The organism is Streptomyces sp. NPDC086777, from assembly GCF_040702065.1.
Lineage (GTDB): Bacteria > Actinomycetota > Actinomycetes > Streptomycetales > Streptomycetaceae > Streptomyces.
Genome location: NZ_JBFBJI010000051.1, coordinates 46,308 through 59,912, shown reverse-complemented (window position 1 = coordinate 59,912; position 13,605 = coordinate 46,308). Strand labels below are relative to the sequence as shown.

Genomic DNA, 13,605 nt, shown 5'->3' with positions numbered 1-13,605 from the left:
TTCCCTTTCCGGCGGTTCCGACTCTATCAGATCCTTTCGGCGTCTGATTCCCAGTCAGCGGGTGGTGTCTTCGCGGCTGTTGGGCCGTTCCGACGAGTGAGACTTTAGCGGATTCCCAGCCTCCGAGCTAATCGGGGGCCGCGTCCTTTCGAACGTGGATTCCTCATTACGCGAATACGCACGCCAATGACCACGACGACAGGTCGCCGATTGGTGGCAGGTACTTGCGGAATGGCTGTCCGGGGACCGACCGGAGTCGGCGCTCACGTCGGACAACTCGGAGAACAGTACGTATCCGGTCGGGGCGTGTCAACTTGCGGCCCGACGGGACCCCGGCGGCGTATGGTGGGCGGCATGACTACGCGTACGTGTTCCCAGCAGTGGTGGCCCGCCTGACGGCGGCCGCGCTCACGTACGTACTCAACGGCCGCCGCTTCGGCGGCCGTTCGCGTATCTCCCTCCAGAACCCCTGAGGGCCGGCCGCCGGGGGCGGCGGCCTCGACCAGGAGGTGGAGAGGGAATGACACGGGTCTTCAGCGGGATCAAGCCGACCGGGCACCTGACACTGGGGAACTACCTGGGGGCGATGCGGCAGTGGGCCGCCGTGGACCAGCACCGGTCCGACGCGGTGTTCTGCGTCGTCGATCTGCACGGCATGACCGTGGACCACGATCCGGCCCGGCTGCGCAGGCTCACCCGGCAGGCGGCGACGCTGCTGCTGGCGACGGGGCTGGATCCGGAGCTGTGCACCGTGTTCGTGCAGAGCCATGTCGACGAGCACACCCGGCTGTCGTACGTCATGGAGTGCGTGGCGACCGACGGTGAGATGCGGCGGATGATCCAGTACAAGGAGAAGGTCGCGAGCGAGGGGGCGCGGGGGCGGGGCGTGCGGCTGTCCCTGCTGACGTATCCGGCGCTGATGGCGGCGGACATCCTGGCGTACGGGGCGGACGAGGTGCCGGTCGGGGACGACCAGGCGCAGCACGTGGAGCTGACCCGGGATCTGGCGGTGCGGTTCAACCAGCGGTACGGGCACACGTTCGTGGTGCCGAGGGCGACCGTGCCGACGGTGGCGGCGCGGGTGATGAACCTGCAGGACCCGATGGCGAAGATGGGCAAGAGCGACGACTCCGGTCCCGGGATCGTCTATCTGCTCGACGAGCCGGACGTGATCCGGAAGAAGATCATGCGGGCCGTGACGGACAGCGGGCGGGAGGTCGTGTACGACAGGGAGGAGCGGCCGGGGGTCGCGAACCTGCTGGAGATTCTCGCTGCGTGCACGGGCGGGAACCCTGAGTCACTGGCAACCGTTCACGATTCGTACGGCGCTCTGAAGGAGGCCACCGCGGAGGCGGTGCTGGAGACGCTCGGGCCCGTGCAGGCCAGGCACAAGGAGTTGTGTGCCGATCCGGGATATGTGGAGGGGGTGCTGCGGCATGGGGCGGAGAAGGCTCGGGCGATCGCCCGGCCGATCGTCGATACGGCCTACCGGGCGATCGGGCTGTTGCCGCCGGACGGCTTCTCCGGCTCGGGCTCGCGTTCGGGGGCAGGCTCGGTGACGGCCGGGCCCGCGCTCAACGCGGCGCGGTAGAGCAAGGGGCGGTAGAGCGAGGGGCGGCGGGGCCGGTGGAACGGCGGACCACCGCCCCGCCGGCCCCGGGGTTCCGGGGCCGGGCCTCAGTCCTTCTTCCCGGAGGCGAGTTCGCGGCTGCGGTCGCGGGCGGCTTCGAGGGCGGCGATGAGGGCGGCGCGGACGCCGTGGTTCTCCAGTTCGCGGATGGCGTTGATGGTGGTACCGGCGGGCGAGGTGACGTTCTCGCGGAGTTTGACGGGGTGTTCGCCGCTGTCGCGGAGCATCACGGCGGCGCCGATCGCGGACTGGACGATGAGGTCGTGGGCCTTGTCGCGGGGCAGGCCGAGCAGGATGCCGGCGTCGGTCATGGCCTCGACCAGGTAGAAGAAGTACGCCGGGCCCGAGCCGGAGAGGGCGGTGCAGGCGTCCTGCTGGGACTCGGGTACCCGGAGGGTCTTGCCGACGGCGCCGAAGATCTCCTCGGCGTGGGCGACATGGGCCTCGGTGGCGTGGGTGCCGGCGGAGATGACGGACATCGCCTCGTCGACGAGGGCGGGGGTGTTCGTCATGACGCGGACGACCGGGGTGCCGGTGGCGAGGCGTTCCTCGAAAAAGGAGGTGGGGATGCCCGCGGCGCCGCTGATGACGAGACGGTCGGCGGGGAGGTGCGGGGCGAGTTCGTCGAGGAGGGTGCCCATGTCCTGGGGCTTGACCGTGAGGATCAGGGTGTCGGCGGTCTTCGCGGCCTCGGGGTTGGTGACCGGGGTGACTCCGTGGCGGGCGCGGAGTTCTTCGGCTCGTTCGGGGCGGCGGGCGGTGACCAGGAGGTCGGCCGGGGCCCAGCCGGCGCGGATCATTCCGCTGAGCAGGGCTTCGCCGATCTTGCCGGTGCCGAGGACTGCGACTTTCTGACTCATGCGGTTCAGTCTGGCACCGGGGGTGCGGGCCGGGGCCGGTTGTCCGCCGACCGGACGTCGGCGGCGGGTCAGGCGGTTCGCCGCCGCAGGGTGGCCGCTCCGAGGGTCAGGACCAGCAGGGCGCAGCCGGCGACGATCAGGACGTCCCTGACGAAGGTGGCGGTCATGTCGGTGTGGTGGAGGACCTCGTTCATGCCATCGACGGCGTAGGACATGGGCAGCACGTCGGAGACGGCTTCGAGGACGGGGTGCATCTCGGAGCGAGGGGTGAAGAGGCCGCAGAGGAGGAGCTGGGGGAAGATCACCGCGGGCATGAACTGGACCGCCTGGAACTCGGAGGCCGCGAAGGCCGAGACGAAGAGACCGAGGGCCGTGCCGAGCAGGGCGTCGAGCAGGGCGACCAGGAGCAGGAGCCAGGGGGAGCCGGTGACGTCGAGGCCCAGGAGCCAGACGGCGAGGCCGGTGGCGAGGGCCGACTGGATGATCGCGAGGATGCCGAAGGCGAGGGCGTAGCCGGCAATGAGGTCGGCTTTGCCGAGGGGCATGGCGAGGAGTCGTTCGAGGGTGCCCGAGGTGCGTTCGCGGAGGGTGGCGATGGAGGTCACCAGGAACATCGTGATGAGCGGGAAGATGCCGAGGAGCGAGGCGCCGATGTTGTCGAAGGTGTGCGGGCTGCCGTCGAAGACGTAGCGGAGCAGGACCAGCATCAGGCAGGGGATGAGGATCAGTAGCGCGATGGTGCGGGGGTCGTGGCGGAGCTGGCGCAGGACGCGGGCGGCCGTGGCTGTGGTGCGGGAGAGGTTCAGGGCGCCGACGGGGACGGTGCCGGCGGTGGTGGTCGTGGTCTGGGTGGTCATCGGGCCGTTTCCTTCGTGCGGGAGTTGGCGGCGGCTTCGTCGACGAGGTGGAGGAAGGCGGCCTCGACGGTGTCGGAGCCGGTGCGGGTGCGCAGCGCCTCGGGGGTGTCGTCGGCCAGGATCTCGCCCTCGCGCATGAGGAGGAGGCGGTGGCAGCGTTCGGCCTCGTCCATGACGTGGGAGGAGATGAGGAGGGTGGCGCCGCGGGTGGCGGCGATGGAGTGGAAGAGGTTCCAGAGGTCGCGGCGCAGGACGGGGTCGAGGCCGACGGTGGGTTCGTCGAGGACGAGGAGTTCGGGGCTGCCGAGCAGGGCGACGGCGAGGGAGACGCGGTTGCGCTGGCCGCCGGAGAGGTTGCCGGCGAGGGCGTCGGCGTGGCCGGTGAGGTCGACTTCACCGAGGACACGGTCGACGTCGGCGCGGCGGGCGGCAGTGGGGCGGGTGGGGTCGAGGATCGCGCCGAAGTAGTCCAGGTTCTGGCGGATGGTCAGGTCGTCGTAGACGGAGGCGGCTTGGGTGACGTAGCCGATGCGGGTGCGCAGGGAGGGGTGTCCGGCGGGCCGGCCGAGGACGTTCAGGGTGCCGGTGACCTTGGCCTGGGTGCCGACGATCGACCGCATCAGGGTGGACTTGCCGCATCCGGAGGGGCCGAGGAGGCCGGTGATCTGACCGCGCGGGACGGTGAAGTCGAGTCCGCGCAGCACGGTGCGGGGGCCGCGGACCGCGGTGAGTCCGGCGGCCTGGACGGCGGGGGGCAGGTCTGGGTTGCCGGTGGCCTGGGACGGCTCCGGCGAATAATTCACCATGTGATGAATAATGCTCGGGAGGGGGTGGGTCGTCAAGGGGAGGCGGTGAAAGCGCCGGGGCAGGTCGGCGGATGGGGGACTGACCGACGCTTGCGGGGTACCGCCTGCCGCGCTGAGGAGAAACGACCGGACGGCGCCGCCCCAAGGGACGCTGGGGCCCCCGGCCGAAGGCTGAGGGAGGAACGGTGCGACCAGCCCCCACCGGCCCGCGGCCGAATCACTGCGGCAGGGCCGGTGTCGCCGACAACGCCCAGGCTGAGGACGACGCAGAGGAGAAACGACCGGACGGCGCCACCCCAAGGGACGCTGGGGCCCCCGGCCGAAGGCTGAGGGAGGAACGGTGCGACCAGCCCCCACCGGCCCGCGGCCGTATCGCTGCCGCGGGGCGGTGGGAGTCGGCAGTGCTCAGGTGTTGCGGGCGACTAGGAGGAGGACGTCGTACGTCTCCTCGACGATCCCGTCCGGGAAGACCTTCAGGAGGTGGGCGCGTTCCTCGGCGAGGAACGCGGCGCGGCGGGCCTCGGAGATGACGAGGAACGCCGAGTGGCTGCCGATGTTGGCGAGGTGGGTGTCGACCGGGACCCGGCGGCTCCAGCGGACCTCGCGGCGGGCGAAGCGGAGCCGGCCGCTGGGGTCGGCGAGGTCGGTGCTGTCGGCTCCCTTGCGCTGCTCGAACGTGGTGTCGGTACCGAAGAAGCTGCCGATGCGCTCGGAGGCGTCGGCGATCCAGCCGACGTCGAGGGCGCTGGTGTTCCACCACAGCGCCAGCGCCCCACCGGGACGCAGCACGCGGAGCGCCTCCGGCACGGAGCGGGCCGGGTCGGTCCAGTGCCAGGCCTGGGCGTAGGTGAGGAAGTCGGCGGTGGCGTCGGCGAACGGAAGGGCGTTGCCGTTGCCGCGGACGATCGGGATGCCGGGGCGGGTGGCGTGGAACTGCGCCGCCATGCCCTCCCCCGGCTCCACCGCGATCACCTCGGCGTCGCGCGCGTGCAGGAGGGCGGTCGCGATGCCGGTGCCCGCGCCGACGTCGACCACCCGGGCGCCCGCGAGGGAGCGTCCGGCCTCCTCCTCGACGGCGTCGAGGAGAGCGGGCGGGTAGGAGGGACGGTTCGCGGCGTACTGGGCCGCGGCGGCGTTGAAGGAGTGCGCGCGTGCGGCGTGGTGGGAGGTCGGGTTCCGGGGTTGCGACTGCGACTGGCCTGTGGTCATACAGCCATGGTCCCCGGGGGCGGGGCGGGGCGGACAGGAATGTCCGGGAGGTGGTCCGGATCCGGCCCCGTCGGCCTCAGGGCTTCCGCTTCTTCCTCGACGGGTTGCCCGAGCGGCGGGTGCTGCGGCGTTCGTGTTCCTTGACGGCGGTGTCGTACTCGGCGCGGTGGAGTTTCTCGCCGGGGGCCTCGGCGAGGGAGCGGCAGAAGTAGGCGAGGAGCGAGCCGACGAAACCGATGGCGAGGAGGCCGCGCAGGGACGCCTGGCGTTCGGGGTCGGGGCGCTTGCCGAAGGACTCCCAGGTGTTGCGGAAGGCCAGGGCGCTGCAGATGGCGAACATCGCGACGACGAGGACGGACACGAAGGCGCCGGTGTCGGCGAGCTGGACGCCCTCGTAGGCGAGGCGCAGGACCAGGCAGGAGCCGACGGCTGCGGCGAGCGAGCCCACGGCCACGCCGATCCGGCGGGCGGTGTAGCCGTCGTCGTGGTTCACCCAGGACGTGCCGAAGAAACGGAGGGGCTCGGGGCGGGGACCGCCGGTGGAGCCCGCGGGGGTGTCCGGGGTGCCTGGTTCGTCGCTCACGGGACGATTATGGCGCCGGGTGCCGCGCGGGCTCCGGGTCGGGGTGGTGTGCGGGTCAGGCGCAGCGGTCGGCCACGTAGCCGTCACTGCCCGTGTTGACGTAGGCGTCCGAGACGAACTCGCCGTTGTCGATGTTGTCCCAGATGTTCGACGTGCCGTAGTAACCGGACACCGAGGTCCCCGGCGTCTGGCAGAAGATCGGGACCCTGGTGTTCTCGGGCAGGGTCCGGGTGATGCTGTAGCCGGTGCCCGGGCCGCCGCGGACGTTCAGGCGGACGTCGGGGGCCACCGGGTAGGTCGAGACGGCGGCGGCGACGGAGGCCGACCCCAGCACCATGAGGAAGGCTCCCGCGGAGCTCGCGAGAAGGACGGAAGCGCGTCTTAAGGGTGTCATCCAGTCCCCCTGGACCGGTCAGGAGCAGCGGTCGGCCACGTAGCCGTCACTGCCGGTGTGGACGTAGGCGTCTGACACGAACTCGCCGTTGCTGATGTTGTCCCAGATGTTCGACGTGCCGTAGTAACCGGACACCGAGGTGCCCGGCGTCTGGCAGTAGATCGGGACCTTGGCATCCTCGGGGAGGGTCCGGGTGATGTCGTAGCCGGTGCCCGGGCCGCTGCGGACGTTCAGGCGGACGCCCGGGGCGACCGGGTAGTAGCGGACTGTGGTGGTTGCCGCCAGCGTCGTGGCGGCACTTTCCTCGCCGCTGCCTTCGGCTTCCTGCACGTGATCGACAGACATGTACTGCTCCCCCCACTGGACCCATGAGTTCCATGGAGTCCCGTTGATTCCCCTCATTCGAGCCACGAAACACATGTCCGTAACTCGCACGCGGAGGCTAGCAAGCCGCCTCTGTCTCGTACGAGTCATCGACTAGGCTCCGGGAGTCGCGCTCCGCGGAAACAGCACGGGGGTGGTCCCTTGACGCCACAGCGCAACACCGGAGCGGGCGCGGAAGCGGAACTTCCCGAGTATGCCGGGCACTACCGTCTGGAGTCCTGCCTGGGCTCCGGTGGCATGGGCGTGGTGCATCTGGCCCGCAGCACCTCGGGGCTGAAGCTCGCGGTGAAGGTCGTGCATGCCCAGTACGCCAAGGACCGTGAGTTCAGGGGCCGTTTCCGGCAGGAGGTGGCTGCCGCGCGCAAGGTCAGCGGCGCCTTCACCGCCCCCGTCGTGGACGCCGATCCCGAGGCCGAACGGCCCTGGATGGCCACCCTCTTCATCCCCGGGCCGACCCTTTCCGAGCACGTGAAGCGGAACGGTCCGATGGCTCCGGCCCAGTTGCGCAGGCTGATGGCCGGACTGGCGGAGGCGCTGCGCGACATCCACCGGGTCGGCGTGGTCCACCGGGATCTCAAGCCGAGCAACGTACTGCTCGCCGAGGACGGTCCGAAGGTCATCGACTTCGGTATCTCCCGGCCGAAAGACAGCGAACTGCGGACCGAGACCGGGAAGTTGATCGGCACGCCGCCGTTCATGGCGCCGGAGCAGTTCCGGCGGCCGCGTGAGGTGGGGCCAGCCGCCGACATCTTCGCGCTCGGGTCGGTGCTGGTGCACGCGGCGACGGGGCAGGGGCCGTTCGACTCCGACAGCCCGTATGTCGTCGCCTACCAGGTCGTACACGACGAGCCCGATCTCACCGGCGTACCGGAGGAGCTCGCGCCGGTGGTGCTGCGGTGCCTCGCAAAGGAGCCCGAGGACCGGCCGACGCCCGACGAACTGATGCGGGAACTGCGGTCGTTGTCAGCTTCGTACGACACGCAGATGTTCATACCGGCGCAGCGGGCGAGCGTCGACGGCGACACCGGCGAGGCCGTGCAACCGGAGCCGCCGCAGAAGACGGCGGACAAGCCCCAGGAGGACGGGAGACCGCGGCCGCAGGGCAGAGCTCGGCCCGGCAGGCGAGTCGCCTTGGCCACGGGCGCCGTTGTCCTCGCGCTCGGCGCGGTCGCTGCCCTGGTCGAGTGGGGCGCCGGGGGTACCGCGCGGCCGCGGGTCGGCAACCCGAGGACGACGGCGGCCGCTTTCTCCGCCTGGCAGGCCAAGCCCGTCGCCAAGGACGCGACCACTCCCCAGTGCACCGCCGGGGAGGGAAGACTGTTCTGCACCGAGGCGTCGGTGGCGTTCGCCCTGGACCCGGCGACGGGTGACGTGCTCTGGCGGCACACCGTCGTGAACGCCCACGGGAACCGGCCCCCGGTCCTCTCCGGCGGGCTCCTCCAGCTCGTCACCGACGAGGCCCGGCAGGTGACCGCGCTGGACCCGGCCTCGGGCAGGAGCCGATGGCAGCGTGACCTGCCCGAGAGCAGAGGGATGAGGTACGCCGGCGACATGCTCCTGCTGGCGCGCGCCGACGGCACGGTCACCGGAGTGGACAGCGCCACCGGAGCGACCAGGTGGAGCCGGTCGACGGGGGTGCACGGCACAGCGCGCATCGACTTCTTCGCCGCGGATCCGTCCTCGGCGTACGTGACCAGTACGTCCGCGGACGGGACCAGCACACAGGTCACCGTCCTGGATCCGGCCACCGGAGAGGTACGGGGAGACACCCGCCGGCTGCAGGGACTGCTGAAGCCGGTCGGTGCACAGGACGGGACGGTCTTCCTGCTGTCCGCCGATCCGGTCTACGGCGACGCCGTCGCCGTCGTCCGCTACGCGCCGGCGTCCGGGGAGACCCGCAGGGTCAAACTGCCCGTGCCGCGTGAGGACGCGCAGGCCGGGGCGGACCGCGGCGTGGTCTATGTGCTGGCCGCCACCGGCTCGCTGGACGCCGTCGACATGACGGCGGGCAGACGCGCCTGGCATGCGGAGACCTCGGTCAGCCGGGGCTCGGTGCCCGTCGCCGACGGCCGGCACGTGTACTTCTCGGCCGCCGACGGCCGGCTCATGGCCGTCGACGCACGCAGCGGGGCGGCCGCCGGGCAGACCTCGGCCCGCTTCGGAACGGGCTCGGGCGGAGTCACCACCTCGGTGCCCGCCCCCCTGCTCCTCGACTCCCACGTCTACGCCGCCGCCCCCGACGGCACCGTCTTCGCCGTGGACGCGGCGGAGCCCGGCGGCTGGTAGCGGGGCCGGAGAGAAGGGGCCGCCTCCGTACGGGAGGCGGCCCCTTCCGAGGTCACGTCGGGTGTCAGCCCAGCTTGGTCACGTCGCGGACCGCGCCCTTGTCGGCGCTGGTGGCCATCGCGGCGTAGGCGCGCAGGGCCGCCGAGACCTTGCGCTCGCGGTTCTTCGGGGCGTAGACGCCGCCCAGGGCCTGCTCGCGGCGGGCCAGTTCGGCCTCGTCGACGAGGAGCTCGATCGTGCGGTTCGGGATGTCGATGCGGATGCGGTCGCCGTCCTCGACGAGGGCGATGGTGCCGCCGGAGGCCGCCTCCGGGGAGGCGTGGCCGATGGAGAGGCCGGAGGTGCCGCCGGAGAAGCGGCCGTCGGTGATCAGCGCGCAGGTCTTGCCGAGGCCGCGGCCCTTGAGGAAGGACGTCGGGTAGAGCATCTCCTGCATGCCGGGGCCGCCCTTGGGACCCTCGTAGCGGATCACGACGACGTCGCCGTCGGTGACCTGCTTGTTGAGGATCTTCTCGACGGCTTCCTCCTGCGACTCGCAGACGACCGCGGGGCCCTCGAAGGTCCAGATCGACTCGTCGACGCCGGCCGTCTTGACCACGCAGCCGTCGACGGCGAGGTTGCCCTTGAGGACCGCGAGGCCGCCGTCCTTGGAGTACGCGTGCTCGACGCTGCGGATGCAGCCTTCCGCCGCGTCCTCGTCCAGGGCCGCCCAGCGCTCGGACTGGGAGAACGCCTCGGAGGAGCGGACGCAGCCCGGGGCCGCGTGCCACAGCTCGACCGCCTCGGGGGACGGGGAGCCGCCGCGCACGTCCCACGTCTTCAGCCAGTCCGCGAGGGAGGGGCTGTGGACGGAGTGCACGTCCTCGTTCAGGAGGCCGCCGCGGTGCAGTTCGCCGAGGAGAGCGGGGATGCCGCCGGCGCGGTGCACGTCCTCCATGTAGTAGGTGCGGGACTTCGCGACGTTCGGGGCCACCTTGGCCAGGCACGGCACCCGGCGCGAGACCTCGTTGATCTCCTCCAGGCCGAAGGGGACGCCCGCCTCCTGGGCGGCGGCCAGCAGGTGGAGGATCGTGTTCGTGGAGCCGCCCATCGCGATGTCGAGGGCCATCGCGTTCTCGAACGCGGCGAAGGTCGCGATGTTGAGCGGCAGGACCGTGTCGTCGTCCTGCTCGTAGTAGCGGCGGGTGAGGTCCATCACCGTGCGGGCCGCGTCGACGTAGAGCTGCTTGCGGGCGGTGTGGGTGGCCAGCACCGAGCCGTTGCCGGGGAGGGAGAGGCCGATCGCCTCCGTCAGGCAGTTCATCGAGTTGGCGGTGAACATGCCGGAGCAGGAGCCGCAGGTCGGACAGGCGTTCTCCTCGATCTTGAGGACGTCCTCGTCGGAGACGTTCTCGTTGGCCGCCTCGACCATCGCGTCGATCAGGTCGAGGGTGCGGACCGTGCCGTCCACGAGGGTCGCGCGCCCGGCCTCCATGGGGCCGCCGGAGACGAAGACCGTGGGGATGTTCAGGCGCAGGGCGGCCATCAGCATGCCCGGGGTGATCTTGTCGCAGTTGGAGATGCAGACCAGGGCGTCGGCGCAGTGCGCCTCGACCATGTACTCCACGCTGTCCGCGATCAGGTCGCGGGAGGGCAGGGAGTACAGCATGCCGCCGTGGCCCATCGCGATGCCGTCGTCCACGGCGATCGTGTTGAACTCGCGCGGGATGCCGCCCGCCTCCTTGATCGCCTCGGAGACGATCCGGCCGACCGGCTGGAGGTGGGTGTGGCCCGGCACGAACTCCGTGAACGAGTTCGCGACGGCGATGATCGGCTTGCGGCCGATGTCCGCACCCGGTACACCGGAGGCGCGCATAAGGGCGCGGGCGCCCGCCATGTTGCGGCCGTGGGTGACTGTGCGGGACCTCAGCTCGGGCATCGTCGCTCGCTCCTTCAGACAGGTAGGGCTGCTGACGAGCGTACGCCCGTTGTTCAGGCCTCGGGACGAGGTGTCCGGAATGCGGGACGCGCGTCTCGCGCGGCCGGACTCACCGCCGGACTCACGGCCCGGTCAGATGCCCCTGCACCACCGGGGCGATCCTGGCCACGATCTGCTCCAGGTCCGCGGACGCCAGCGGCTCCAGCTTGATCACGTAGCGCAGCATCGCGCACCCCACCAGCTGCGCCGCGGCCAGCTCGGCCCGCAGCTCCCCGTCGGTGTGGCCGAGCTGCTCCGCGAGTCGGCGCAGCAGCTGGGCGGCGATGAGCCGGCGGAAGACGGCGGCGGCCGTCTCGTTGTTGACGGCGGAGCGGACGATCGCGAGAAGGGGCGTACGGGTGGTGGGGTTCTCCCAGATCCCGAAGACGAACCGGGTCAGCCGCTCGCCGACGCCGTCCAGCGGGCCGTCCGCGATGGCGAGGGGCGCCTCGGCGGCGGGGGCGAAGGCGACCGCGATGGCGGCCTCGAAGATCTGTTCCTTGGTGCCGAAGTAGTGGTGGACCAGGGCGGAGTCGACCCCGGCGGCCTTGGCGATGCCGCGTACGGACGTCTTCTCGTAGCCGTGTTCGGAGAACTCCTCGCGGGCCGTGACGAGGATACGGTCCCGGGTGTCGGCGGACTCGGTACGCGGGGGGCGGCCGCGGCGGCGGGTACCCGCACCGCCTCCGGTCGGGGTGTCGGTCACCGGCGGGGCACCTTCACCGCCGAGGCCAGGTGCAGTCTGGTGAAGGCCAGGGCCTCCGCGAGGTCCGCCTCGCGCTCCGCGCCGGACATCGCGCGCCGGGTGTTGACCTCGATGACGACATGCCCGTCGAAGCCGGTGACCGCGAGCCGCTCCAGCAGCTCGGCGCAGGGCTGGGTGCCGCGGCCGGGCACCAGGTGCTCGTCCTTGGCGGAGCCCCGGCCGTCGGCGAGGTGGACGTGGCCGAGCCGGTCGCCCATGCGGTCGAACATGGCGAGCGCGTCGACGCGGGACGTCGCGGCATGGCTGAGGTCGATCGTGAAGTGCCGGTAGTCGTCCTTGGTGACGTCCCAGTCGGGGGCGTACGCGAGCATCTCGCGGTCGCGGTAGCGCCACGGGTACATGTTCTCCACCGCGAACCGCACGTCCGTCTCGTTCGCCATGCGCCAGATCCCCTCGACGAAGTCGCGGGCGTACTGGCGCTGCCAGCGGAACGGCGGATGCACGACGACCGTGCTCGCGCCCAGCTTCTCGGCGGCGGCCCGGGCCCGCTGGAGCTTGACCCAGGGGTCGGTGGACCAGACCCGCTGGGTGATCAGCAGACAGGGGGCGTGGACGGCGAGGATCGGGATGCGGTGGTAGTCGCTCAGCCGGCGCAGGGCCTCGATGTCCTGGCTGACCGGGTCGGTCCAGACCATGACCTCGACGCCGTCGTAACCGAGGCGTGCGGCGATCTCGAAGGCCGTCGCCGTCGACTCCGGATAGACGGAGGCCGTGGAGAGCGCGACCTTCGCATCCGGGATGCGGACGACGTCCCTTGGGTTTGCCACGAGGGACAGGTTACGGGGTGGGGGTGGGTGGGAGGGGCGCGCCTACTCGCCGTTGCCGGTTTGCGGTGCGTCGGCGAGTGCGGCGCCGTCGGGGTTGTTCGCGCTGTTCCTCGCGCCCCTGTGTTTCTCCGTCTCTACGCGGATCCCATGTGGTCGAGGCGCCGCAGGATCACGCCTTCCCGCAGGGCCCACGGGCAGACCTCCAGGTTCTCCACCTCGAAGAGGTCCATCGCGGCCTCCGCCACCAGCGCGCCCGCGACCAGCTGGCCCGAGCGGCCCTCCGAGACTCCCGGGAGTGCGGAGCGCTGGGCCGTGGTCATGGCCGCCAGTCTCGGGACCCAGGTCTCCAGCGAGCCGCGCTTGAGTTCGCGCTGGACGTAGAGGCCGTCGGCGGAGCGGGCGGCGCCGGCGATGCGGGCGAGCTGCTTGAAGGTCTTGGACGTGGCGACCACGTGGTCGGGGGCGCCGAAGCGGCTGAACTCGCCGACCGTACGGGCGATCTCGGCGCGTACGTGGCGGCGCAGTGCCCGTATGTCCTCGGAGGACGGCGGGTCGCCGGGGAGCCAGCCCGCGGTGAGCCGGCCGGCGCCGAGCGGCAGCGAGACGGCCGTGTCGGGCTCCTCGTCGATGCCGTAGGCGACCTCCAGGGAGCCGCCGCCGATGTCCAGCACCAGCAGCTTTCCGGCGGACCAGCCGAACCAGCGGCGGACCGCGAGGAAGGTCAGCCGGGCCTCCTCGGCGCCGGTGAGAACCTGGAGCTCGACACCGGTCTCGGCCTTCACGCGGGTGAGGACGTCGTCGGCGTTGCTGGCCTCGCGCACGGCGGAGGTGGCGAACGGCAGCAGGTCCTCGACGCCCTTGTCCTCGGCGGCCTGGAGGGCGTCCTGGACCACACCGACCAGTTTCTCGACACCGTCGGGGCCGATCGCCCCGTTGCTGTCGAGGAGTTGGGCAAGGCGCAACTCCGCCTTGTGCGAGTGCGCCGGCAGCGGGCGCGCGCCGGGGTGCGCATCCACCACCAGCAGATGCACCGTGTTAGATCCCACGTCGAGGACACCGAGTCTCATGTACGGAACTGTACGGAACACTGCAGACGGGGGTCCCTG

The 13,605-nt window shown here is 71.3% G+C and carries 13 protein-coding genes; 2 read left to right on the top strand and 11 right to left on the bottom strand.

All coding sequences use genetic code 11. The features are described 5' to 3' along the window. Positions 1–520: 520 nt before the first annotated feature. On the top strand, positions 521–1,591 hold the full coding sequence (gene trpS / locus AB0472_RS41210; RefSeq protein WP_366364495.1) for a tryptophan--tRNA ligase: 1,071 nt from the start codon (positions 521–523) through the stop codon (positions 1,589–1,591). A gap of 86 nt (positions 1,592–1,677) precedes the next feature. Here the strand turns inward: trpS and proC are convergent, their stop codons facing one another. The 7 genes from proC to AB0472_RS41175 all read right to left on the bottom strand — a co-directional run bounded on the left by proC (position 1,678) and on the right by AB0472_RS41175 (position 6,684). Further along, positions 1,678–2,490: a pyrroline-5-carboxylate reductase gene (proC, locus tag AB0472_RS41205; RefSeq protein WP_294009600.1), complete on the bottom strand. Its 813-nt coding sequence runs from the start codon at positions 2,488–2,490 to the stop codon at positions 1,678–1,680. Between the two features lie 68 nt (positions 2,491–2,558). Then, positions 2,559–3,347, bottom strand: coding sequence for an ABC transporter permease (locus AB0472_RS41200; protein ID WP_366364494.1), 789 nt, complete (start codon positions 3,345–3,347; stop codon positions 2,559–2,561). Beyond that, positions 3,344–4,153, bottom strand: coding sequence for an ABC transporter ATP-binding protein (locus tag AB0472_RS41195; protein ID WP_366364493.1), 810 nt, complete (start codon positions 4,151–4,153; stop codon positions 3,344–3,346). The genes AB0472_RS41200 and AB0472_RS41195 overlap by 4 nt, the downstream gene beginning before the upstream one ends. Positions 4,154–4,558: 405 nt before the next feature. Further along, entirely contained in the window at positions 4,559–5,362 is an 804-nt protein-coding gene (locus tag AB0472_RS41190) for a class I SAM-dependent methyltransferase (RefSeq protein WP_366364492.1), read from the bottom strand. 76 nt (positions 5,363–5,438) lie between these two features. Further along, complete coding sequence (locus AB0472_RS41185) at positions 5,439–5,945, bottom strand: EamA/RhaT family transporter (RefSeq protein WP_366364491.1); 507 nt, start codon at positions 5,943–5,945, stop codon at positions 5,439–5,441. 55 nt (positions 5,946–6,000) lie between these two features. Then, positions 6,001–6,282, bottom strand: coding sequence for a peptidase (locus AB0472_RS41180; protein ID WP_366364490.1), 282 nt, complete (start codon positions 6,280–6,282; stop codon positions 6,001–6,003). A 75-nt stretch (positions 6,283–6,357) separates the two neighbouring features. Then, a complete protein-coding gene (locus tag AB0472_RS41175) occupies positions 6,358–6,684 on the bottom strand; it encodes an SH3 domain-containing protein (RefSeq protein WP_366364489.1) in 327 nt (108 codons plus the stop codon). Positions 6,685–6,864: 180 nt separating this feature from the next. Between AB0472_RS41175 and AB0472_RS41170 the strand changes: the two genes are divergently transcribed. Further along, the gene (locus tag AB0472_RS41170) at positions 6,865–9,009 is read left to right on the top strand and encodes a serine/threonine-protein kinase (protein WP_366364488.1); all 2,145 of its coding nucleotides are present in this window, start codon (positions 6,865–6,867) and stop codon (positions 9,007–9,009) included. A gap of 64 nt (positions 9,010–9,073) precedes the next feature. Here the strand turns inward: AB0472_RS41170 and ilvD are convergent, their stop codons facing one another. From ilvD to AB0472_RS41150, 4 genes are all read right to left on the bottom strand, one after another. Beyond that, the gene (gene ilvD, locus AB0472_RS41165; RefSeq protein WP_366364487.1) at positions 9,074–10,927 is read right to left on the bottom strand and encodes a dihydroxy-acid dehydratase; all 1,854 of its coding nucleotides are present in this window, start codon (positions 10,925–10,927) and stop codon (positions 9,074–9,076) included. Between the two features lie 121 nt (positions 10,928–11,048). After that, positions 11,049–11,672, bottom strand: a complete 624-nt coding sequence (locus tag AB0472_RS41160) for a TetR family transcriptional regulator (RefSeq protein WP_366364486.1) — start codon at positions 11,670–11,672, stop codon at positions 11,049–11,051. Further along, positions 11,669–12,499: a sugar phosphate isomerase/epimerase gene (locus AB0472_RS41155; RefSeq protein WP_366364485.1), complete on the bottom strand. Its 831-nt coding sequence runs from the start codon at positions 12,497–12,499 to the stop codon at positions 11,669–11,671. The genes AB0472_RS41160 and AB0472_RS41155 overlap by 4 nt, the downstream gene beginning before the upstream one ends. Positions 12,500–12,633: 134 nt before the next feature. Further along, the gene (locus tag AB0472_RS41150) at positions 12,634–13,566 is read right to left on the bottom strand and encodes a Ppx/GppA phosphatase family protein (RefSeq protein WP_366364484.1); all 933 of its coding nucleotides are present in this window, start codon (positions 13,564–13,566) and stop codon (positions 12,634–12,636) included. Positions 13,567–13,605: the final 39 nt, after the last annotated feature.